The following is a 22,722-nucleotide window of genomic DNA, read 5'->3' as shown; positions in this document are numbered from 1 at the left end:
TGGGCGCCTTCCACATCATGTGGAAGGCGCCCATTGAGTTTAACAACGTGCGCGCTAAAGACCGGTACTGAGCACCACAACGCTATGAGCCTTGGCAGCGTAACTCTCTGTCACTGCGTCCACCGCGTCCGCCGAGTGTTCAGGCTCGGCGCTGTCCAACTCGATCTTCCATTGAGCTTCGCCCTCCGCAGGAAGCGCAAAGTCGCAGTGGTCGCCAAAGTTGAAAATGATCAGCACACTACCGGTGAGTTCTTCACCGCGTGGATCCTGGGCGCAACCGCGAAGCTGGAGAGCCAACGAACGGAAGGCCGGATCTTTCCAGTGCTCGGCGGTGGGAGCAGATCCATCCGGGCATAACCAACGCACGTCCTTAAACCCGTCGGCGCGCACCTTTCCGTGCAAGAAGCCACGCTGGCGCAGCAACGGGAGTCGCCGGCGTACATCAATGAGCTGACGTACATAGCTGATCAGCTCCCAGTCTGGTTCAGACCAGTCGATCCACCCCAACTCATTGTCCTGAGCGTAGGCGTTGTTATTGCCCGACTGGCTATTGCCCAGTTCATCGCCCGCCAGAAGCATAGGCACACCCTGTGCCAAAAGCAGGGTGGCGAGCATCGCGCGCACACGCAAGCTGCGCGCCGCAACGATCTCCGGGTCGTCGGTCGGTCCTTCTACTCCATGGTTATCGGAGTAGTTCTCACCGTGGCCATCCCGATTCTCCTCACCATTGGCCTCGTTATGCTTCTGCGCATACGAGACGGTATCACGCAAGGTGAACCCGTCATGGGCGCTGATGAAGTTCACTCCCGCGAGGGTAGTGCGACCGGAGTCATCAAAGAAGTCCGCGGAACCCAATAGTAAGGAACCGAAGTTGGCTTCACCGAGCACTTCGCCACGCCAAGCCCGACGTACCCCATCGCGGAAGCGATCGTTCCACTGAGCGAAGGGGGCAGGGAAGTTGCCCAACTGGTAACCGCCCGGACCAAGATCCCACGGTTCGGCAATGAGCTTCAGCTCGGCGAGCACCGGATCTTGGGCGATGGCCTGCAGGAAGCTGCCTTCCGGGTTGAAGCCTTCGGGGCCTCTCGCTACCGCGGTGGCCAGGTCGAAGCGGAAACCGTCAACGCCGAAAGTTTGTGCCCAGTAGCGCAGGCTGTCCATCACCATACGCAGCACTATCGGGGTTTCAACCGCCAGCGTATTGCCGGTTCCGGCGTCGTTAATGTAGTGGCGCTGATCTTCGGCTAACCGAAAGTAGCCAGCATTATCCAGACCACGAAGATTCAGCGTTGGACCTTGATCTCCGCCTTCGCCGCTGTGGTTGTACACCACGTCAAGAATGACTTCGATGCCAGCTTCATGCAGGGTATAAACCAGTTGGCGAAGCTCAGCGATCGCATCATTTTGGGCATAGCGCGGTTCCGGAGCGAACCACGCCACCGGCTGATAACCCCAATAGTTGCGCAGCTCTTTCTCAACGATGTGTGCATCGTCGAGGAAGGTCTGCACCGGCAGAAGTTCCACGGCATTAACACCCAAGGAAACGAGGTGTTCAATCACCGCTGGATGGCCCATGCCGGCATAGGTTCCACGTAACTGCTCGGGAACGCTTGGATGCGCAGCCGAGATGCCTTTCAGATGAGTCTCGTAAATCACCAGATCAGCCAGGTCGTGGCCTGGGCGGTTGCTGGCAGGCTCCGGTCCCGTGGGCGTCGCGGTAATGATGCCGTGAGGTACCACCGTGGCACTGTCGCGCAGATCCAGCACAGGTTCGAGCTCTTCGTTTTCTGCCGGCTCGGTGCCTTCCATCAGTTCGTGATAGCGCACCGGACGGTCCAACGACCGAGCATAAGGGTCGATGAGCAATTTGTTGACGTTAAAGCGCAAGCCATCGTTCGGCCGGAACTCACCGTCGGCGCGCAGCCCATAGCGCGCGCCCGCCCCTAGGCCGGCAAAATGGGCATGCCAAATGCCATCTTGACGGTAGGGGAGAGCAAGGCGCTGCTCGGGCTCCTGATCATTATCGGAGAACAGACAAAAGTAAAGCGCGGTGGCCAAAGGCGCGTAGACGGCAACGTTAATCCCGGAAGAATCCACGGTGACACCTAGCGGCCAGGAGCGGCCGGGGGACGCCGTGCCCGCCGGGGTTCTGGTCATGAGATGAGTTCCGTAAATAGCTGAGCATAGACGGCCGCCGATGTGCCCCAGTCCACCGGGGTGTTCAACCCCTGATCGCGCAGGCGCTCCCAGGCTTGAGTATCGGCATACAAGTCCACTGCTCGGCCTAGGGCAAAGCCCAAGCCTCCGGCATCGATGTCACTGAAGGTGAAACCGGTGGCAGTCCCATTTGCCAGATTCTCTGGCATGGCATCCACGACGGTGTCACGCAGACCACCGGTCGCGGCCACCAACGGAATAGCGCCGTAGCGCAGCCCGATTAGCTGGGTCAGCCCGCACGGTTCAAAGCGTGAAGGAACCAACACTAAATCTGCTCCGGCATATAACCGGTGGCTCAGCCGTTCGTCATAACCGATGTGCAATCCCACCGAGCCTGGATAGCGGGCCACTAGCTCGCCCAGGGCATATTCGTAGCCTGGGTCGCCGGAACCCAGTACGATGACTGCACCACCGGATTCGATGAAGGTCGGTAGCTTCTCCAGCAACAGGTCTACACCCTTTTGATGGGTGAGTCTGGTGACCACCACAGCCAACGGACCAGAAGGATTTTCGAGAGAGAACTCGTCGAGCAGCGCTTGACGGTTTTCTGCCTTGGCCGTGGAATCCACCGCGCTGTAGTTGGTAACCATCGGATCCGTGGCAGGGTTCCAGACTTCGGTATCAATGCCATTGAGGATGCCCTTGAGCTCGCCGCGCTCGCCCCGCATGGACACTACACCCTCAAGCCCAAAGCCGAACTCCGCGCGGGTCAGCTCCTGAGCATAACTCGGGCTCACGGTGCTCACCTGTGAGGAATGAACCAGTCCCGCCTTCAGCGTGCTGACCAGCCCGTGGTACTCCAAGGCCTCCGAATGGAAGTCCCAGGTGGGAAGGTGCAGTGCATCGAGTTGATCGGGACCAAAAACGCCTTGGAAGGCAATGTTGTGGATGGTCAGCAGGCTTGGGATCGAGGAGCCGGCATACTTCAGGTAGGAAGGCACCAGCCCGGCCTGCCAATCGTGGGCGTGCACCACATCGGGGCGCCAACGATCACTCGTTCCCTCGATTGCAATCCGCGCAGCCACCCAAGACAGTGCGGCAAAACGTACATGGTTATCGTGATGGTCGTGCCCATCAACCACGTACGGGCCGCCGGGCCGGTCAAAGAGATGCGGCGCATCCAGCAACAGCAGGTCTAGGCCTTCGTAGCGACCGGTCCGGACTGAGGCTGGGCCGCCAAAAAGGTTCTCTTCTCGCCAAATTCGTCGGGTACGCCCTACCTGCTCCAGCACGCCAGGATAAGCGGGCATCAAGATGCGGGTGCGCCATCCCAGCGGTAGTAGGGCAGCGGGCAGGGCGCCAACTACATCGGCCAGACCGCCGGTTTTGACCAGCGGTGCACATTCGGAAGCAACAGACAGCACACGGCGTTGTCGTTGAGCCATCGGTTCTTATTCTCCCTTCAGCTGCTCTGGGCTCAATTTCAAGGCCCCGTCGAGCACTGCAGCACGGCGGTCGAGCATCGGCTGGGTGATCAGCACAACCCCGGAATCTGTGCGACGGAACCATTTTGAATCCTCGACCGGATCCTGGCCAACGACCAGACCCTCAGGAATGTGCACCCGGCTGTCGATCACACATTTGGTCAGATCGGCGTTGCGGCCCACATCGACGTTTGGCAGGGAGACCACTTGATCCAGCTTCGAGAAGGAGTGCGCTCGGTTTCCGGTAAACAACAGCGAACGGTGAACATCGGCCCCGGAAAGGATGCAATTTCCAGAGATGAGCGACTCGATGGCTTGCCCACGTCGCGCTTCATCGTCGTGGATGAATTTTGCAGGCGGGGTCAACTCGGCGTAGGTCCAGATGGGCCAGGTGTTGTCGTAAAGATCCAGCGAGGGGACAACCTTGGTGAGATCCAGATTCGCCTGCCAGAAGGAATCGATAGTACCGACGTCGCGCCAGTACGGCTCGGTTTCCAGTCCGCCCATGACGCAAGAATCGGTGAACTTGTGGGCGTACGCACTGCCGTTGCGCACCACAGAGGGAATCAAATCGTGGCCAAAATCGTGGCTTGAGCTTGGATCTTCGGCGTCGTTGAGCAACAATTCGCGCAGGAATTTCCAGTTGAACACGTAGATGCCCATGGAAGCCAGTGCCATATCTGGATTCTCCGGCATGCCCGGAGGATTAGCCGGCTTTTCGAGGAAGTCCACGATGCGCCCGTTGCCGTTAACGTGCATGACGCCAAAGCCGGTGGCCTCTTCGCGCGGCACCGTCAGGCAACCGACCGTCACGTCGGCGTTCGTATTCACATGCTGGTGCAGCATGACCTCGTAGTCCATCTTGTATACGTGGTCTCCGGCGAGGATGATCACGTACTCAACGTCGTAGTCATCAACAATGTCGATATTTTGCGTCACGGCATCCGCGGTGCCCAAGTACCACTTGTTCTCTTGGACGCGCTGGCTGGCAGGCAGGATATCTAGGTACTCGTTGCGTTCGGACCGGAAAAAGCCCCAGCCGCGCTGCATGTGGCGGATCAACGAGTGCGCTTTGTATTGGGTGGCCACCGCCATTTTGCGTACCCCAGAATTTAAGGCGTTGGACAGTGGGAAGTCGATGATGCGCGAATTGCCACCAAAATGGACCGCAGGTTTTGCGCGGCGGTCGGTGAGTTCTTCAAGTCGGCTACCGCGGCCACCGGCAAGAACGAAGGCCATCGCCTGGCTGGACAGGCGCGGTGGCGCCCCGGTCAGGTGACGCGTATCAGGTGCTGAATTCATGAGCGTTCCTCCACAAAATAGATTGCCGATAAAGGTGGGAGCGTGAGTAGTGCGGATTGTGCTTCGCCGCCAGCGGGGACGGCTTCGGTTTCGATCGCCCCGCCGTGGCCACGATTGGCCCCGTGGTAGCCCTCGGAATCGGTATTGAGAGCCTCGCGCCAGCGTCCGGGAACCGGGAATCCAATGCGGAAGCCGGTGCGTTCGACCGGGGTGAGGTTCACGACGATCACCACGTGCGCATCGCCAGGCTCGCCGCGGCGCAGCCAGGCGAACACCTGATGCTCTACGTCATCGACAAGCAGCCATTGGAACCCTTCGGAACTTGTGTCGCGCCGATGCAGGGCGGGTTGCTCGCGGTAGAGCTTATTCAAATCGCGTACTAGGGAGAGCACCCCAGCATGACCGGGATCGTCAAGCGCATCCCACTCGAGTTGCCCCTGGAAGTTCCATTCGCTGCGCTGCCCGAACTCTTGGCCCATGAACAAGAGCTTTTTGCCCGGGTAGCCCCACATGTAGCCGTAGAAGGCCTTGAGATTGCCAAGCTTGTCGGCGTGGTTTCCGGGCATCCGCGAGTACATCGAACCCTTGCCGTGCACCACCTCATCATGGCTGATGGGCAGCAGGAAGTTCTCGCTGAAGGCGTAGGTGATGCCAAAGGTCAGCTGGTTGTGATGATGTTTGCGATAGACCGGATCCTTGCCGAAGTACTCCAGCGAATCGTTCATCCAGCCCAGATTCCACTTGTAACCAAAGCCCAGGCCGCCGGCATCCACCGGGCGGGTGACTCCGGGGTAGGAGGTGGAGTCTTCAGCGATCATCGTGATGCCTGGATGTTGTCCGTAGCTGGCCACATTGGTCTGCTTCAGGAATTCGAGCGCCTCATAGTTTTCGTTGCCGCCGTCCTTATTGGCAATCCACTCGCCGTCCTTACGCGAGTAGTTGCGGTTGATCATCGATGCGACCGCGTCTACGCGTAACCCGTCGAGGTGGTACTCATCAAGCCAGTACAGCGCGTTGGCCACCAGGAAATTGCGCACTTCTGGGCGGCCGTAGTTATAGATCAGCGTGTTCCAGTCCGGATGGAACCCTTCACGCGGATCGAGGTGTTCGTACAGTGCGGTGCCATCAAATCGGCCCAGTCCGTGCTGGTCGGTGGGGAAGTGCCCGGGTACCCAGTCGGCAATGACCCCGAGCCCGCGGGCGTGGGCGGCATCAACAAATGACGCGAACTCCTGTGGCGTGCCGTAACGGATGGTGGGGGCGAATAACCCGACCGGCTGGTAGCCCCAGGACCCGTCAAAGGGATGTTCGCTCACCGGCAGCACCTCGATGTGGGTGAAGCCCAGGTCCGCCACATAGTCCACAAGTTGTGTTGCCAGCTGCAAGTAGCTTAGTGACTTATTGGTGTTGCCATCGCGACGCCACGAACCTAAATGCACCTCATAGATGCTGATCGGGGCATCAACCGCGTTGATCGACTCGCGCCGGGCGCCCCATTGTTCATCGTTCCAATCATGGGCGCCTAGAGTGCGAACCACCGAACCGGTGGCGGGCGGATGCTCGGAGCCGAAGCCGACCGGATCGGCCTTTAACGGCAGCACTTGCCCGTCCTGGCCAAGTAGCTCGTACTTGTAGACCGTGCCCTCATTAAGCCCGGGTAGGAAGAGTTCCCAGACGCCGGTGGCTCCACGCAAGCGCATCGGGTGGACGGTGCCGTTCCAGGAGTTGAAGTCTCCGACCACGGAGACTCGGGTTGCGTTGGGTGCCCAAAGGGCAAAGTGCACACCGGGCACTTGCTCGTGGGTGATCAGGTGCGCGCCGAGCGTCCTCCACAGGCCATGGTGCTCACCTTGCCCAATTAGATGTTCATCAAATTGGCCTAACACCGGGCCAAAGCGGTAAGCGTCCTCGCGTTCCTCCACGTAGCCCGAGGGCCAATGGATGCGCAAACGGTAGTACGGCAAGGCTGGCCCGGTGAACAGCGCCGGATCGCTAGGGTGTGCCTTCAGCTGCACTTCGTCGGTGGCGTTAAACAACCACAGTTGCTCAGCCCCGGGAATGCGCACCCGAACCTGCTTGCCATCTTCGGTGGGACCGAGCATCGCAAACGGGTCCGGGTGCCGACCCTGCGCCAACAGGTGAACCTGTTGCACGTCGAGCACCGAAAGACTCTTGCCTTCGTTAGTCACTGGGACTCCTAGCCGATTCAATTGCTCTCATCCAAACACACTGAGAGCACGCTCAATTCAAGATGACGCAGGTCACGACAGTATTACTCATCGTGTCGTGGAGGCGCGGCCTAAAGTGCGGATTCCACGTCCCAAATTTGCGTCATATATTCGCGAATTGAGCGGTCAGAGCTGAAATACCCCATACGGGCGATGTTCAGGATCGCCATGCGCTGCCAGCGTTCAGGATCGGCGTAGCAGGTGGCCACCTCACCCTGCGCCCGGTCGTAGTCCTCAAAGTCTGAGGCCACCAAGAACCAGTCACTGTTCCACATCGAGTCGAGCAGCCCGTCATAACGATGGTGATCCTCGGGGCTGAAGGTGCCCTCGGCAATAGCCTGAAGCACATCGCGCAGGGTTTGGCTGGCTTCCAGAGCGGTGCGTGAGTGATCGGGTTGAGCCCGGCGTTCGGCGACCTGTTCGGTAGTGAGCCCAAAGAGGAAGAAGTTTTCTTCTCCCACGTGCTCACGGATCTCAACGTTCGCCCCGTCCAGGGTACCGATGGTCAGCGCACCGTTAAGCGCAAACTTCATGTTGCCGGTGCCAGAGGCTTCCATGCCGGCCGTGGAAATCTGTTCGGACAGATCCGCGGCCGGGATCAGTTTCTCAGCCATCGAGACGCCGTAGTTTGCTGGGTACACCACGCGTAACAGGTGCGAGGTCTCAGGGTCGTTGTTAATAACCTCGGCAACGTCGTTGATCAGCTGAATGATCAATTTGGCCATGTGGTAGCTCGGGGCGGCCTTGCCGCCGAAGATCTTGACCCGGGGGACCCAGCCGGCTTGCGGGTCGCGCTTGATCCGCTGCCAGTGGGCAATGGTCCACAGGATGTTCAGCAACTGGCGCTTATATTCGTGCAGTCTCTTCACCTGAGCGTCGTACAAAGCTTCGGCGGGCAACTCGATGCCGTGTTCCTTGGCGAGCCAGCTAGTGAAATGTTCTTTGGCTTGAGCCTTGCTGCGGCCGAAGGCGTCGCGGAAGGCAGGATCCTCGGCATAGGGCTCCAATTCACGAAGCCGTTCCAAGTCTGTTTCCCATCCGGCGCCGATGGTATCGGTGATCAACGAGGCCAGCGATGGGTTGGCTAGCTTAAGCCAGCGACGCGGAGTGATGCCGTTGGTGATGTTCACGATGCGCCCGGGGTGCAGGGCGTTGTGTACCGGGAACAGACCCTTGCTGACCAGCTCGGTATGCAGGGCCGAGACGCCGTTGACCTTGTGGCTGGTGGCGAAGGCGAGATCACCCATGCTGACCTGGTCGTGGCTGATCAGACGTACCGGGTCGGGTGCGGAAACCTGGAGCTCGATGAACTGGGTGTCCAAGGTTTCGATGATTTGCAGGTGCCTTGGAAGAACCTTGCGCATCAAGCCAACGCTCCAGCGTTCGAGGGCTTCAGGCAGCAGTGTGTGGTTGGTGTAGCCCAACACCTCGGTGACCGTCTTCACTGCGGTATCAAAGTTGACGCCATGCTCGTCTACCAGCAGACGGATCAGTTCCGGACCGGCGATCGCTGGGTGGGTGTCGTTCATCTGGATTGCGACAAACTTTGGCAGCTTGAGCAGATCCTGATGAGCCGCGAGGTAGCGGCGCAGGATGTCCTGTACGGAAGCTGAAGTCAGGAAATATTCCTGAGAGAGCCGTAGCTCCTTACCACCTTCGGTGGTGTCGTTTGGATAGAGCACCCGGCTCAGGCTTCTAGCCAGCGCCTCGGCTTCTGAGGCTGCGGCAAAGTCGCCGGCGTTAAAGCGGTTCAGGTCAAAGAGGTCTGCGCTAGGCATGGCAGCCCAGAGCCGCAAAGTGTTGGCCCATTGGCCGCCGTAACCAACAACGGGTGTGTCGTGGGCAGAAGCGAGCACTTTTGAGTTGGGCGACCAGATTGAGGCACCGTCGTGCTCGGAGAGCGCGCCGCCAAAGCCCACCGGATAGGCGGCTTCAGGGCGCGAGAAGTCCCAAGGATTGTCGGTAGCCAACCAGTTTTCCGGGGTTTCGATTTGCCGCCCGTTTTCAAAGTGCTGGCGGAACAGTCCATGTTCGTAGCGCAGGCCGTAGCCGTACGCCGGACAGCCCATGGTGGCCATGGATTCCAGATAGCAGGCAGCCAAACGACCCAACCCACCATTGCCCAATGCCGCATCAGGTTCGCCCGCGGCCACTTCATCAAAGCTCAAACCGAATTCCGCAAGTGTCTGAACCATGACATCGCGTAGTCCCAGGTTGATTGCTTGGTCTTCAAGCAGTCGGCCGATCAGAAATTCCATCGACAGGTAGTAGACCCGTTTGCGGTCTTCGTCCCAGGTGCGGCGGGTCGCACCAAACCAAGGATCCACCGCGTAGTCACGGACCGTGTGGGACAGGGCCATCCGCCAGTCGAAGAGTGAAGCTTGTTGCGGACTCTTACCGACTGTGTACTGCAGGTGACGTAACAGTTCTTGGCGGAACTGTGCGGGTGTCGTCACCGGATTTGCGGCATTGGTATCGCGGAGATCTCGGGCATCAATTGGTTGCGACATGTACTGCTCCCGTTGGCTTAAGTGGAACGTGAGTTTCGAATTGTGGCGCCTGAAATGTGACATTACTATAGGGCGCGCAATCTGTCTGCGGTGGTTACTTCAATGAGTCAAAAAACGTGTCGGACGTCATATTCTTCATCGTCGTTCCGGACGAAATACACGCCAGCATTTTCGGACTGGCACTAGGGGAATGGAAGTTCGCTGAGAACGTTCAGCCAAATAGTTCGCTGAAGACAATCGCGGTACAAGAGGTGCGCCTCGTGCGCTGGCCTACCTCGCCAGAGATAAACCGCGCAGCTTTGCGTATCCGGTCATCCAAGTCCAAAAAGTCCGCCTACCGGTTCGTGGTCGGTAATCTTCTTCCTTCTCCTGCATTGCTGGCTGCTTGGCTCAGCCACGGCGGCGAAATCCGTCCAAGCAACTCGCGCAATTTAGAAAGTTGCATCTATCGTTGCCGCAATTTCGCCAGATTGTGGTGGTTTGTTGACTCTGAAAGGGCATCGAAGGCTCTCTAGGGAGGTATCAAGCGGCAGTCCTAGCGGCGATTGCTCTTTCGCTAGGTTGAAAAATGTCCTTGTCGGAAACTAATAGATGCGATAGCATCTGGTGTGTAATATTCGACACTCGCAATGTCGATGGAGATTTTTTGAAGAAAATAACAGTGCGCTTGACGGCAATTATCGCGACGTATGCGGTTTTGTTCTCGTTAGTAGCGGTACCAGTGCAAGCGGTCGAATCTGTTAAGAGTGTTGGGTTACCTGCTGCGACGACGCCTTGTTCGTTCACTCCTGAAACTACTGCGGTTGACTTAGCGGAAAGTTCGACCGCTGCCGTTGATTCGGGGCCAGTTGTCGCGAACCCAGCATGCGCTGCGGTTGCAGGTTGGCAGAGAACATGTTCCGCGACGGGAAAAGTATATTCCAGAAATATCTGGGTGAACTTCAAATCAGGCACGAATCCGTGCAAAGGAGCGTATCTGGTACTACGCCGTAACGACGGAAAAATGAACAGAGTAGTAGATACACGTACCTATAAGAGTCTCAACGAATGGTGTGGCAAGAGACCTTTCGACTGTGCAGTCGCGACTGGAGGATTCTTTTTCATTGCCGGATTACTGATTGGTCCGTGGAATTCGTGACTAGGCCTCATTCTCTAATCGTGTTGGCTCTTCTTCTGATACTGTCGCTTGCTTTGGTAAACCTTCCCGAATCCATAGGTGCGTTTTCGCGAAATTGGTTGGCTGGTCTCTCGGGTTTTGTCCTTTGGCTAATCATGTTTGGCTCGCTGCGGAGGAAGAACAAGTAGTACCGAGCGGATTCTAGGGGTCTACGTATCACCAGTATTCATGGTCACGTCAGCCTGCCGTGCTTACAGGTGTGGCCTTCGTACCGAAACTGAGTGCTGAAAGCTAGCTAAAACCTAAGGTCAAAAGCCGCCAATGGGCGCCTTCCATGATGAGTTGAAGGCGCCCATTGAGTTTTGGGAGCTATGAAAATTGGGCGACGGCACCAATAACGCCTCGGCCGCAGCTGGGTTCTTACGGGAGCAACGGTTAGGCAAGGTTCTTACGGGAGCAACGGTTAGGCAAGTTGCCCAAAGGCTTCGTTATCGGCAACTGAACCGAGTACCAAGAGCTGATCACCAGTGTGTAATACCGTATCGCCCTCGGTATTTTCCATTCACCGTCTGCGTTTGTCGTTGCAGCGATGGTGACGCGGTACTTGTTGCGCACGCCGGCATCGCTGAGCTTAGTACCCTGCAGAATTGAAGGTGCGTCCATTTTGACCATTGCGTAGCCGGGATCGATTTCAAGGAAATCGATCAGCGATCCGCGTACAAGGTGCGCAACAAGCTTGCCCATGTCCTTCTCTGGGTACACGATGTGGTGGATACCTAATTGTTCAAGGACTAGACCATGTCGGTCATCTTGCGCTTTAGCCCAGATCTGCGGGATTCCCATGCTGACCAGCAGGGAACAACACAAAATTAATGATTGCCAGTGGCTGCCGACGGCAACAACAACTCGATCAAATTCATGAATCGATAATTGTTCCAGGGTCTCTCGGTTGGAATCATCTGCACGTACTACCTGAGTCAGTTCGCCGTTTAGGGCCTGAACGGTATGCTCCGGTTGATCAATGCCTAACACATGCGTGCCCGACTTCATCAGTTCTAGGGCCAAGGATTCGCCGAAACGACCCAATCCAATAACTGCTACAGAATCGGCATTAGCCAGTTGATTGTTCGTGTTGTGGACGTTCAATAGCTTAGCCGATGGCTGGTCTTTCTTTAGGTAGTTCGTAAAGAGCTTTACGATCGCGCATGGCTAGGGCTGAGACTAGTGAGAGTACGCCCACTCGGCCCAGATGCATGAGCACAACCAGCACCATCTTTGTGGGGGACGATAGTTCCGGGGTGATACCGGTTGATAGTCCCACGGTTCCAAATGCAGAAGTTGCTTCGAGGAGGCACCGATGAAGTGAGTATTCTGTGAGCAAGTTCAGGGCCATCGTTCCTGCGAAGACTGTCGCTACACCCAAAAGGGCCACGGTGATTGCTTGGCGGTGTACCGCGCGGGACAGACGCTTACCCATGGCATTCACGGCTGTTTCGCCACGAAGCTCGGTGATGATGATGAACAGTAGGATTGCCGCAGTAGTGATTTTGTTAGCATCAGCCGTACCGACCGGTCTGCCACCAACAAACAACACATCCATGCCATGCCATGTAGCGGAATGCATGGCACCAATATCTATTGAATTGAAGCCTGCGGTACGTGTTTGAACGGACTGAAAGAAGCCGGCCAAAATCCGTGATTCTGGATTGAGTTGGCCAAGAGTTTCTGGGTTGTTCCACTCCATGACGGTGATGAATACCGTACCAACGACCAATAACAGCACCGTCATCAACACGACTAAACTGGTATTCATGGCCCACTTCAGCGCGTTTCTCCAGTGGTGCTTGAGCTGTACTAAAACTGGGAAGCCGAGGCCACCGAGGATTATGGCCACACTGATGGGAAGGCAGAGCTAGGGGTCAGCGACAAAATCCATCAAGTTATTGGTGTGCAGGGCGAAACCGGCTTTATTAAACGCAGAAACGGCATGGAAAACGCCCTGCGAGTAGCACAGCAACCGCCAGTTCAATTGTCAGGGACAACTTGATAATCATGATTGCTGCGGTGCGCACATCTGACCAGCTGACCGCGCTACTTTCTCGCTGTGTTGAGAGCCGGGTGAGATAACCTATTCGACCCATCACCAACATGCTGAGCACCGAGTCGACCAGCATTAATCCAAGTCCGCCAACCTGAATCAATATCAGGATCACGATCTTGCCGAATAAGGTGTAGGCAGTAGCCGTATCCACGACTGTTAAACCTGCAACGCACACCGCGGAGGTTGCGGTGAAATTCCCATCCATCAGTGATGTGAACTGCCCCGATGTAGTGGCCCATGGTTTTGAGAGGAGGAGTCAGCCGAAGAGCATCGCGGAGGCGAACATTATGGCCACAAGGCGTTCGGGTCTAGCCGAGGCGCTGCGACCCAGCGGGTCGATGCGCCAAGCAAGGGTAGAGTGCATATCCATCGCAATGGAAGAAGCGAGGTCGCGCATCGACGCTCGACCAGAAGCACGGATGAAATACTTAGCCTCGGCTGACCCAAGCCAAAGTGATCTGAGGCACTGTGAACTGTTGGTTTGAGGACGCCAACACGGTGCCATTGAAACTCCCATTTGCGTCGATTTTTACACTTGCAACTCGATGGTCGCTTGCGTCGCTTAGGAGCCCATCAACTCATGTACGCGCTGCGCGGTGCCCCATGACATGGTCACGCCACCGCCACCATGTCCGTAGGCAGCAATCACCGAAACCCCTTGAACATCCAGGCGTTCGAGCCGGATTGTTTCACGGGCAGGTCGTAAGCCAACCTTGTGCTCCAATACCTCGCAGTCTGCGAGGGCAGAGACTAACGTGGTCGCTCGTTTGAGAATATCGATGGATGTCTGTGGATCTACTTCAGGATTAGAATCATGGTCTACATCGATACCGCCGACGATAATGTCATCGCGGCGTGGAATAACGTAGATAACACCGTCTGGATGGTCATCGTCGCTGATCCACTCGGTGAGTCCAACGGTATTGGCTAGTCGCACTACTTGGCCGCGAATGGGGTAAACGCTGTCGTCATCACCCAATAACTCGCCGCCACGTAAACCTGCTGCTAGAACGACCACATCAGCTTCATCGGTGAATTCAGAGAGCGACTTAACTGTTCGCTCGATGAACCGTACCGAAAGATTTGTGCATTGGCCACGCAGCCAAGAAAGATATGTCGGCATGGTGATCACCGGAACTGTACCTGCCATGGCAGCCAAAGCGCCTTCGGGCAATATTTCCGGCTCAGCTGGAGCCGAGTCGGCTACAAAATTTGTCCAGGAACGGTCAGCATCGGCCCGGCGTTCAATGTCCATACCAAAACGTAGATCAACGCCGGTCTCTGGAATCAGCGACAAGGCTTGGAAGCGGGACAATGTGCGCGAGAGTAGCAGGTCGGCTGCCGGAGAGTTCTCTGAGTGGTAAGGGAACCAAATGGCCGCCGATACCGAAGAGACAGTCTGCAAGGTGTCTTGATCGCTGACCACAGTCACTTGGTAGCCATGGGAGGCCAGTTCGTGAGCGGTGGACAGCCCAATGACGCCGGCGCCAATGACGGTGACTTTTTGTGAGGATAACAGTTGCGGCATGTATTTCCTTCAAGGAGTTTGATGGTTAGCGCAAAGGCCGGCCCCGCGAACCAAGAGGTTCAAGGGGCCGACCTTGCGGTGCTATTTAGAGCAGGGTTGAGGCGGCGCGATCCACAATCCAGCGGGTTGCTTCTGTGCCATGCACAGCGCTGGCCGGAACTGCCACTTCATTGATTTCATGGGAGGCTGCAGCCAAGGCCGGAGCCTTGTCCGCACCGGCAACAATCAACCACACTTCACGGGCGGTGTTGATGGTCCCCATGGTCAGGCTCACTCGATGTGGTGGCGGCTTGGGGGAGTTGTGCACCGCAATGGCACCCAACTCCTCAGAACGCGTGTGATTCGGGAACAAGGAAGCGACATGAGAGTCGGGACCCATACCCAGCATCAATACGTCAAAGACCGGGGAGGCTGCGCCTTCACTGGCTTCGGCGGCGAGCAACGCCGTGTAGGCCACGGCTGCTTCTTCAGCAGTCTCAAACTCATCAGTTGATCCCATAGCGTGCACCGTGGCACGATCCAAGCCCAGCTGATCTAGAGCTGCGAAGAGTTCCTCCGCCTGCAAAACGTTGCGATCCGGTGAATCAGCGGCAACAAAACGCTCATCTCCCCACCAGAAGTGCACCTGAGACCAGTTGACCGAAGCCTTTGCTGGGTTCTGTGCCACTGCAGCCAACGCGGCGATGCCCAAGGTACCACCGGTGACAACAATGTGAGCGACCCCGCGGGCCGTCACCGCATCGGTGATCGAAGTGATCAACCGTGCGGCGATGGCCTGCGCCGTAGCAGAAACATCATCATGGATGGTGATTTGCCTAGCGATCACTGGGAACAACGCTCCTGAGCTCAGTCATCTTCAAACCCTTGGTGATGACGTCGCCGAAGACCTCATCGGCGTCCAGGCGGCGCATTTCTTCAGCCAAGCAGTCAGCGACTGAGCGACGTGGAAGGGAGATGCGCTGTGGGGCAGATCCAGGCTGGTACAGGTGAGCCACTGCGCCGGAGGGACGGGAGAGTTCCACATCTCCTGCCTCGCGGGACAAACGTACGCTGGAGAGTCCACCGGTCGTATTATCCGCAGCAATGGTGACCGGAACATCCAAGGTCATGGTCAACCAGGCGGCCAGCAAAGCGGTGGACGGAGAGTTCTCCGAGCCCTTAACCGTGATGCTGGTCAGATCTTCGGTGCCAACCAGATCAATGATGCTGGCCAGCTGTCCGCGCCAGTAGGTCAAACGGGTCCACGCCAGGTCGGTATCGCCAGCATGGTAGCTGTCGGTACGACTGTAGAGCGAAGCCACCGGATCGGCTTCTTCCGCAGAGTCGGTAATTCGACGGTGCGCAAGCTTGCCCAGGGCCGTAGCGTATGGATCCTTTGGCACACCATGTGGCCACCAAGCCACGATCGGTGCATCTGGCAACAACAGGGCCGAGATCAGTGCTTCGTCAGCCACAACATCTGGACCGAAGGTGCGCATGACGATGACCTCGGATGCGCCGGCGTCGCCGCCAACACGGATCTGCACGTCAAGACGGTTCTTGGCACTGGTATTGCCGCGCACCACCACGATGATGCGACAAGGGTGCTCGCGACTTGCCAGGTTGGCTGCCTCGATTGCGTTCTCGGCGAAACCTTCACGGGTGATGACCACAAGGGTCAGCACACGAGAAAGCGCAACAACGCCGTGGGTTCGACGTGAGGAAATCAGCTTCTTGGCCACCTTCGAGGTGGTGGTGTCGGGAAGATCAATCATCATGGGCGGCGCCATGTCCTTCCATCTTTGGCCATCAGCTCATCGCTGCTGGCTGGTCCCCAAGAACCCGGTGCGTATGGATCAGGCTGGGTTGGCTGCGAAGCCCAGTATTCCTCAAACGGATCCAGGATCCGCCAGGACTGCTCGACCTCTTCGTGACGTGGGAACAGCGGTGGCTCACCCAAGAGCACATCCAATATCAGTCGCTCGTAAGCTTCTGGGGATGACTCGGTGAACGCGTTGCCGTAGCCGAAGTCCATGGTGACATCGCGAATCTCCATCTGGGTGCCAGGCACCTTGGAGGCCAAACGGATGGTTGCACCTTCATCAGGCTGCACACGGATCACAAAGGCGTTCTGACCGAACTCGTCGGTATCGTGATCACCAAAGAGCAGGTTAGGAGCCTTCTTGAACACGACCGCGATCTCGGTGACGCGACGGCCCAAGCGCTTGCCTGCACGCAGGTAGAACGGTACTCCGTCCCAGCGGCGGGTCTTGATGTTCAAGCGAACCGCAGCGTAGGTTTCGGTTTTAGACTTCGGGTTGAAGCCTTCCTCATCGAGGAACCCAACAACTTCTTCAGCACCCTGCCAACCGGAGGTGTACTGACCGCGTGCGCTGGCTGCTCCCAGATCCTCAGGCAGTTCAACTGCGGTGAGCACCTTCTCCTTCTCGCTGCGCAGGTGATCGGCGTTGAAGGAGATTGGCTCCTCCATGGCGGTCAGCGCGAGCAGCTGAAGCAGGTGGTTCTGGATGACGTCGCGGGCAGCGCCCACTCCGTCGTAGTAGCTGGCACGTCCACCAATGCCGATGTCCTCGGCCATGGTGATCTGCACGTGATCCACGTACTTGTTGTTCCACAGTGGCTCGAACATCTGGTTACCAAAGCGCAGAGCCAACAGGTTCTGTACGGTCTCTTTGCCCAGGTAGTGGTCGATGCGGAAGACTTGATCTGCTGGGAAAACGGACTCCACGATTTCGTTCAGTTCGCGGGCGCTTTGCAGGTTGTGGCCAAACGGCTTCTCGATGACTACTCGTTCCCAGCCTGGGTTCGAGTCGTTGGCCAGGTGGTGCTCGGAGAGCTTCTGGCAAACAATTTCGAACCAGCTTGGTGGGATCGAGAGGTAGAAGGCGTGGTTGCGTCCGGTAGAACGCGTCTCAGCGAGCTCGTCCAAGGTTGCGGCGAGCTTCTGGTACGCGTCATCGTCGTCAAAGGCACCGGAAATAAAGCGCATTCCGGAGGCCAACTGGGCGAAGACCGTCTCATTAAACGGGGTTCGTGAGCTGGCCAGGATCCATTCGCGAGCCTGAGCGGTGAATTCTTCAGCGCTCCAGTCGCGACGGCCGAAGCCGACGATGGCAAAGTTTGGGGGCAAAAGTCCGCGGTTGGCCAGGTCATAGACCGCTGGCATCAGCTTTTTGCGGGCAAGGTCGCCGGTGATTCCGAAGAACACCAGCGCGCCCGGACCGGCGATGCGGTTAAGCCGCCGGTCGCGAGCGTCGCGTAGTGGGTTGTTCATTAGTGCCTTACTTCGCAGCCTCTAGTAGGGCGGCGATGCCGGCTGCACGATCCGTGAGGTTTACGCGCAGCACAGGGCGGTTGTGTTCGGCATCCGAGAGTACTGCACCGTCGCCAATGGCCTGGGCAGTGATCAAAGAACCGAAGGAGTATGGACGATCTGGGATCTCCAGGTCATCATTGTGGTCCGCGGTGATCTGCAGGAAGACACCCTGTGCCGGGCCACCCTTGTGGTACTGGCCGGTGGAGTGCAAGAAGCGTGGACCCCAGCCGAAGGTGACCGGGCGACCGGTCTTTTGTGCGAACACATCGCGCAGTTCTTCCAACGCAACATCCGAAGTGCGGTTCAGGTACGCCTGGATGGCGAAGTAACCGTCTTCTGGCAGCTGTGCGGTGAGCTGATCCAGTGCCTCAGCCAGGGTGCTGGCGGTGCTGCCGTACAGCTGTACGGAACCATCGGTAGCATCTGGAGCACTCTGTGCTGGAGCATCAAGCATGGAGCGTGCTGCGACCTTCGCGGCCTCAACGTCTGGCTGATCAAATGGGTTGATACCCAACAGGTAGCCGGCGATTGCGGTGGCGTACTCGAAGATCATGAAGGCGGTGCCCAGTGGTGCACTGAAGTGCACAGCGGTAGCGTCTTCGTCTAGTTCTTCAGCAAGTTCGTCGTAGACAAACAGTGGCAGTACGTCGGCTGCGACGTTTTTCAGCTCTGGAGCGTCAACGTGCGCGGCCACTGGCAAAATGCCTTTGCCCAGCTTGCCGGTGGATTCAGCGATGAGCTGTTCAGCCCAGTCACCAAAGCCTGGCAGTGCGTCGCCAACACAGGAGATCAGCAGCTTGTCGCGACCTGCGGTAGCCATGGCAGCACCTAGGTGCAACGCAATGTTGTCCTCGTCGTCGGCGGCCAGGATGTCGTTGATTAGCCCTGCTTCTTCAACCAGTGCCTCGATGTCCGCGCCGGCCAGACCAGAAGGTACCAGTCCGAATGCGGTCAGTGCCGAGTAACGTCCACCCACGTTGGGGTCGGCGTTGAATACTGCACGCACACCGTCAGCCTTGTCCATTGGCGAACCCGGATCGGTGACAAGCACCAGGCGGGTTGCTGGATCAATACCGGCGGCGGCGAACGCTGCGGTGAAGGCACGACGCTGCGAGTCGGTTTCAACGGTGGAGCCGGACTTGGAAGAAACGACCACAACGGTGCGCTCCAAGTCGGTTCCAACGATGTCCTTGACCATCGACGGATCGGTGGTATCGCAGATGACCAGTTCGATCTCATCGTTGGCCGCGATGACCTCAGGGGCCAGCGAGGATCCACCCATGCCACAAAGCACGATGCGGGTCAGGTTTTCCTTGACCAGTTCTTCGCGCAGGGCCAAGATTTCTGGAATCAGCTTTGCCGCAGCATCAAAAGGGTTCACCCAACCGAGACGGATGGAAGACTCAGCTTCAGCATCTGGACCCCATACGGTGGAATCCTTAGCGGTGATGCGGCTGGCGATCTTTTCTTCGATCAGCTTCGGAAGTAGCTGATCAACGGAGGCAAGAGCAGCTCCGGTGGTTACTAGTCCGAGTTCCATTTACTTAGCTCCCTTGAGAGCCACCGACATATCTTCGAGCAGTTCGTTCCAAGCAACATCGAACTTCTCAACGCCTTCAACCTCAAGCAGGTTGACAACCTCGTTGTAATCGATGCCCACAGCTGCCAGCTTGTCCAACACGTGGTTGGCTGCATCGTAGCTACCGGTGATGGTGTCGCCACGAACCTCAGCCTCAGCTGCGGTAGCGTCCAAGGTCTTTTCTGGCATGGTGTTCACGGTGTTGGCAGCGACCAACTCGGTGACGTACAGGGTCGATGGGTAGGCAGGATCCTTCACACCGGTCGAAGCCCACAGCGGACGCTGAACGTTGGCGCCAGCGGCAGCCAGCACCTCGAAGCGTGCCGAAGCAAAGGTCTCTTCGAAGACCTGGTAGGCAAGGCGAGCGTTAGCAACGCCGGCCTGGCCGCGCAGAGCGGTAGCAGCATCGGTGCCAATAGCGGCAAGACGATTGTCGATTTCGCTGTCAACGCGGGAGACGAAGAAGGAAGCGACCGAGTGGATCTTGGACAGGTCCAAGCCCTTGGCGTGCGCCTTCTCCAGACCGATCAGGTACGCGTTGATCACTTCGCGGTAGCGCTCAAGCGAGAAGATCAAGGTGACGTTCACGGAGATGCCTTCGGCAATGGTCTCGGTGATTGCTTCCAAGCCCTCAAGGGTTGCTGGGATCTTGATCAGTACGTTTTCGCGGTTTACGCGCTCGTACAGTGCCTTGGCCTGAGCGATGGTTGGTGCGGTTTCGTGAGCCAAGCGAGGGTCAACCTCGATGGACACACGACCGTCGAAGCCCTTGGAGGACTCGTAAACACCCTTGAACAGATCGCAGGCTGCAGCAACGTCGTCGCTGGTGATCTCGGTGATGGCGTCCTCTACGGACTTTTCACGCTGTTCGGCGATAGCTTCGCCGTACACTTCAGCCTTGGACAGTGAAGCGGCGAAGATTGCTGGGTTGGTGGTTACGCCAACAACGTTCTTCTCTTCGATCAGCTTGGCCAACGAGCCGCTGGTCAGTCGTTCACGGGAAAGGTCATCAAGCCAGATGGAAACGCCGGCGTCGGAGAGGGCCTGGGTATTTGGGTTGCTCATAATGTACTTCGAATCCTTACTTTGCGGCGTTCTGAACGGAGGTTTCGGCTGCGGCAACTACGGCCGCGGTGGTGATACCGAACTCTGAGTACAGCTTCTTGTAATCGGCGGAGGCGCCGAAGTGGTCCAGGGAGATGATCTCGCCGTTAGCGCCGACCAGCTCGCGCCAGCCCTGTGCTACACCGGCTTCAACCGATACGCGGGCGGTGATTGCTGCCGGGAGCACCTCTTCGCGGTAAGCCGCATCCTGCTTGGCGAACCATTCGAAGGAAGGCAGCGAAACTACGCGAGCTGCGATGTTCTTGGCGGCCAGCTCTTCACGAGCCTCAACTGCCAGTTCCACCTCGGAACCGGTAGCCAGCAAGATGACATCTGGGGTGACCTCTGCGCCGTCACGAACGGCTTCAGCCAGGATGTAGCCACCCTTCAAGGTGCCCTCTGCGCCGCGGAAGCCGGTGGCTGCACGGTCGTAGATTGGCAGGTTCTGACGGGAGAGCACGATGCCCGAAGGGGTATCGGTCAGCTCCAACATGCCACGCCATGCGTAAGCAACTTCGTTGGCGTCCGCTGGGCGAACGACGTCGAAGTTAGGGATCACGCGTAGCGAAGCAAGCTGCTCCACTGGCTGGTGGGTTGGGCCGTCTTCGCCCAGACCGATGGAGTCGTGGGTCCATACGAAGATCGATGGAACACCCATCAAGGCAGCCAAGCGGATGGCCGGACGCTGGTAATCCGAGAAGATCAGGAAGGTGCCAGAGAACGCGCGGGTTGGGCTCGAAAGCACAATACCGTTCACGATCGAGGCAGCTGCGTGCTCGCGGATACCGAAGTGCAGTACACGACCGTATGGGCTTGCATCCCACGAAGCGGTGGAGCGACGCTCGGGAGCGAAGGACTTCGCGGTATCGATGGTGGTGTTGTTGGAACCGGCGAGGTCAGCGGAGCCGCCCCACAGTTCTGGCAACTCATCAGCGATCGCGTTGATGACCTTGCCCGAAGCCGAACGGGTGGCCATGGTGGAACCTGGCTCGAAGACTGGAAGCTTTTCGGTCCAGCCTTCTGGAAGCTTGCCAGCCTGCAGGCGCTCAAGCAGAGCAGCCTCTTCTGGGTTAGCGCTCTTCCACGAGTTGAAGGTTTCGTTCCAGGACTCGTGCAGGTCGGCGCCACGGGTGACAACTTCGCGTGCGTGATCCAGTACTTCCTGGTCGATGTGGAAGTTCTTTGCTGGGTCGAAGCCCAGAACTTCCTTCAGGCCTGCAACTTCGTCGGTTCCCAGCTTGGAACCGTGGATGCCGCCGGTGTTCTGCTTGGTTGGTGCTGGCCAGCCGATCACTGTGCGCAGGGCAATGATCGATGGACGGGAAGTCTCAGCCTTGGCAGCGCGGATGGCCTCATCCAGTGCCTTGAGGTCTTCGACGTATTTGCCGGTGACGGTCCAGTCAACGCGCTGGGTGTGCCAGCCGTAAGCGTCGTAGCGACCCAGTACGTCTTCGGTGAAGGCGATGTCGGTGTCGTTCTCGATGGAAATCTTGTTGTCATCGTAAATTACGACGAGGTTGCCAAGTTCCTGATGACCAGCCAGCGATGAAGCCTCGGAGGTAACACCCTCCTGCAGGTCACCATCGGAAGCGATGACGTACACGGTGTGGTCAAACGGGCTGGTTCCAGCTTCAGCAGCTGGGTCCAGCAGGCCACGCATGCGGCGCTGCGAGTAGGCGAAGCCAACGGCGGAGGCCAGTCCCTGACCCAATGGGCCGGTGGTGATCTCGACGCCGGCGGTGTGGCCAACTTCTGGGTGACCCGGGGTCTTTGCGCCCCAGGTGCGCAGTGCTTCGATGTCTTCCATCTCCAGGCCATAGCCGGAGAGGAAAAGCTGCAGGTACAAGGTCAAAGAAGTGTGACCAGGGGAGAGCACGAAGCGGTCGCGGCCGATCCAGTTAGGATCCTTAGGGTCGTGGCGCAAGTGCTTCTGGAAAATCAGGTAGGCGGCCGGTGCCAAGCTCATTGCGGTACCGGGATGGCCATTGCCAACTTTTTCAACAGCGTCGGCTGCCAGGACACGGGTGGTGTCGATGGCCTTACGATCCAACTCAGTTAGTGAAAACTCTTCTACTAAGGATTCAGTCGCCACAGCGGCGTTCCTTCCATTCAGGCTCGGACGGGAGCTATCTCCCGCTGACACGCAATACGCCGTCGCCTCCCACAAGTTCCCGACATTTCTTAGCTCAGGAAGATCTAGGTTGCGACGGCGCAATCTCGCTCAACTCTATCGCGAAAATAAAGCTTCGCGTGTTGGTTATAGCAAGATGACGCGCAACTTTATTTCCGCAACGTA

The 22,722-nt window shown here is 57.8% G+C and carries 17 protein-coding genes; 1 reads left to right on the top strand and 16 read right to left on the bottom strand.

The genetic code is table 11. The features are described from left to right. Positions 1–54 precede the first annotated feature (54 nt). The 5 genes from glgX to ACT3RW_RS09570 all read right to left on the bottom strand — a co-directional run bounded on the left by glgX (position 55) and on the right by ACT3RW_RS09570 (position 9,681). Positions 55–2,157, bottom strand: a complete 2,103-nt coding sequence (gene glgX / locus ACT3RW_RS09590) for a glycogen debranching protein GlgX (RefSeq protein ID WP_444613584.1) — start codon at positions 2,155–2,157, stop codon at positions 55–57. Continuing rightward, positions 2,154–3,602, bottom strand: a complete 1,449-nt coding sequence (glgA, locus tag ACT3RW_RS09585) for a glycogen synthase GlgA (protein ID WP_444613583.1) — start codon at positions 3,600–3,602, stop codon at positions 2,154–2,156. Before glgA ends, glgX begins: the two co-directional genes overlap by 4 nt. A 6-nt stretch (positions 3,603–3,608) precedes the next feature. Then, the gene (glgC, locus tag ACT3RW_RS09580) at positions 3,609–4,943 is read right to left on the bottom strand and encodes a glucose-1-phosphate adenylyltransferase (RefSeq protein ID WP_444613582.1); all 1,335 of its coding nucleotides are present in this window, start codon (positions 4,941–4,943) and stop codon (positions 3,609–3,611) included. Next, on the bottom strand, positions 4,940–7,132 hold the full coding sequence (gene glgB / locus ACT3RW_RS09575; protein ID WP_444613581.1) for a 1,4-alpha-glucan branching protein GlgB: 2,193 nt from the start codon (positions 7,130–7,132) through the stop codon (positions 4,940–4,942). Before glgB ends, glgC begins: the two co-directional genes overlap by 4 nt. A gap of 110 nt (positions 7,133–7,242) precedes the next feature. Further along, positions 7,243–9,681 (bottom strand): glycogen/starch/alpha-glucan phosphorylase, encoded by a 2,439-nt coding sequence (locus ACT3RW_RS09570; protein WP_444613580.1) that lies wholly within the window; start codon positions 9,679–9,681, stop codon positions 7,243–7,245. 116 nt (positions 9,682–9,797) lie between these two features. On the opposite strand from ACT3RW_RS09570, the gene ACT3RW_RS09565 reads away from it, so the two are divergent. Continuing rightward, positions 9,798–10,196 (top strand): hypothetical protein, encoded by a 399-nt coding sequence (locus ACT3RW_RS09565; RefSeq protein WP_262197557.1) that lies wholly within the window; start codon positions 9,798–9,800, stop codon positions 10,194–10,196. A 7-nt stretch (positions 10,197–10,203) separates the two neighbouring features. On the opposite strand, the gene ACT3RW_RS09560 is transcribed toward ACT3RW_RS09565, so the two are convergent. The 11 genes from ACT3RW_RS09560 to tkt all read right to left on the bottom strand — a co-directional run bounded on the left by ACT3RW_RS09560 (position 10,204) and on the right by tkt (position 22,518). Then, entirely contained in the window at positions 10,204–10,635 is a 432-nt protein-coding gene (locus ACT3RW_RS09560) for a hypothetical protein (protein ID WP_131088417.1), read from the bottom strand. A 598-nt stretch (positions 10,636–11,233) separates the two neighbouring features. After that, positions 11,234–11,944, bottom strand: coding sequence for a potassium channel family protein (locus ACT3RW_RS09555; protein WP_444613579.1), 711 nt, complete (start codon positions 11,942–11,944; stop codon positions 11,234–11,236). 4 nt (positions 11,945–11,948) lie between these two features. Continuing rightward, positions 11,949–12,692, bottom strand: coding sequence for a potassium transporter TrkG (locus tag ACT3RW_RS09550; RefSeq protein ID WP_444613578.1), 744 nt, complete (start codon positions 12,690–12,692; stop codon positions 11,949–11,951). 76 nt (positions 12,693–12,768) lie between these two features. Next, on the bottom strand, positions 12,769–13,050 hold the full coding sequence (locus ACT3RW_RS09545) for a hypothetical protein (RefSeq protein ID WP_262197560.1): 282 nt from the start codon (positions 13,048–13,050) through the stop codon (positions 12,769–12,771). 411 nt (positions 13,051–13,461) lie between these two features. Further along, positions 13,462–14,427 (bottom strand): FAD-dependent oxidoreductase, encoded by a 966-nt coding sequence (locus tag ACT3RW_RS09540; protein WP_131088416.1) that lies wholly within the window; start codon positions 14,425–14,427, stop codon positions 13,462–13,464. 85 nt (positions 14,428–14,512) lie between these two features. Next, positions 14,513–15,253 carry a 6-phosphogluconolactonase gene (gene pgl / locus ACT3RW_RS09535; protein ID WP_131088415.1) on the bottom strand — a complete coding sequence of 247 codons (741 nt, stop codon included), beginning with the start codon at positions 15,251–15,253 and terminating at the stop codon, positions 14,513–14,515. After that, complete coding sequence (locus tag ACT3RW_RS09530; protein WP_131089777.1) at positions 15,243–16,184, bottom strand: glucose-6-phosphate dehydrogenase assembly protein OpcA; 942 nt, start codon at positions 16,182–16,184, stop codon at positions 15,243–15,245. The genes pgl and ACT3RW_RS09530 overlap by 11 nt, the downstream gene beginning before the upstream one ends. Continuing rightward, entirely contained in the window at positions 16,181–17,701 is a 1,521-nt protein-coding gene (gene zwf / locus ACT3RW_RS09525; protein ID WP_131088414.1) for a glucose-6-phosphate dehydrogenase, read from the bottom strand. Before zwf ends, ACT3RW_RS09530 begins: the two co-directional genes overlap by 4 nt. 7 nt (positions 17,702–17,708) lie before the next feature. Next, entirely contained in the window at positions 17,709–19,283 is a 1,575-nt protein-coding gene (locus tag ACT3RW_RS09520; protein ID WP_444613577.1) for a glucose-6-phosphate isomerase, read from the bottom strand. Continuing rightward, complete coding sequence (gene tal / locus ACT3RW_RS09515) at positions 19,284–20,387, bottom strand: transaldolase (protein WP_131088412.1); 1,104 nt, start codon at positions 20,385–20,387, stop codon at positions 19,284–19,286. It lies immediately after the preceding gene. A gap of 16 nt (positions 20,388–20,403) precedes the next feature. Further along, the gene (tkt, locus tag ACT3RW_RS09510; protein ID WP_444613576.1) at positions 20,404–22,518 is read right to left on the bottom strand and encodes a transketolase; all 2,115 of its coding nucleotides are present in this window, start codon (positions 22,516–22,518) and stop codon (positions 20,404–20,406) included. Positions 22,519–22,722 lie beyond the last annotated feature (204 nt).

This window comes from Glutamicibacter sp. AOP5-A2-18 (assembly GCF_052446055.1).
GTDB lineage: Bacteria > Actinomycetota > Actinomycetes > Actinomycetales > Micrococcaceae > Glutamicibacter.
Note: the sequence above shows the minus strand (reverse complement) of the source record. Positions and strands in the feature narration are given on the sequence as shown.

What these genes read in the sequence shown, in the direction of transcription:
- zwf (WP_131088414.1), bottom strand. Translation starts at nt 17,701, where the DNA reads ATGAACAACCCACTACGCGACGCTCGCGACCGGCGGCTTAACCGCATC.
- tal (WP_131088412.1), bottom strand. Translation starts at nt 20,387, where the DNA reads ATGAGCAACCCAAATACCCAGGCCCTCTCCGACGCCGGCGTTTCCATC.
- glgA (WP_444613583.1), bottom strand. Translation starts at nt 3,602, where the DNA reads ATGGCTCAACGACAACGCCGTGTGCTGTCTGTTGCTTCCGAATGTGCA.
- glgX (WP_444613584.1), bottom strand. Translation starts at nt 2,157, where the DNA reads ATGACCAGAACCCCGGCGGGCACGGCGTCCCCCGGCCGCTCCTGGCCG.
- ACT3RW_RS09530 (WP_131089777.1), bottom strand. Translation starts at nt 16,184, where the DNA reads ATGATGATTGATCTTCCCGACACCACCACCTCGAAGGTGGCCAAGAAG.
- ACT3RW_RS09570 (WP_444613580.1), bottom strand. Translation starts at nt 9,681, where the DNA reads ATGTCGCAACCAATTGATGCCCGAGATCTCCGCGATACCAATGCCGCA.
- ACT3RW_RS09520 (WP_444613577.1), bottom strand. Translation starts at nt 19,283, where the DNA reads ATGGAACTCGGACTAGTAACCACCGGAGCTGCTCTTGCCTCCGTTGAT.
- glgC (WP_444613582.1), bottom strand. Translation starts at nt 4,943, where the DNA reads ATGAATTCAGCACCTGATACGCGTCACCTGACCGGGGCGCCACCGCGC.
- ACT3RW_RS09540 (WP_131088416.1), bottom strand. Translation starts at nt 14,427, where the DNA reads ATGCCGCAACTGTTATCCTCACAAAAAGTCACCGTCATTGGCGCCGGC.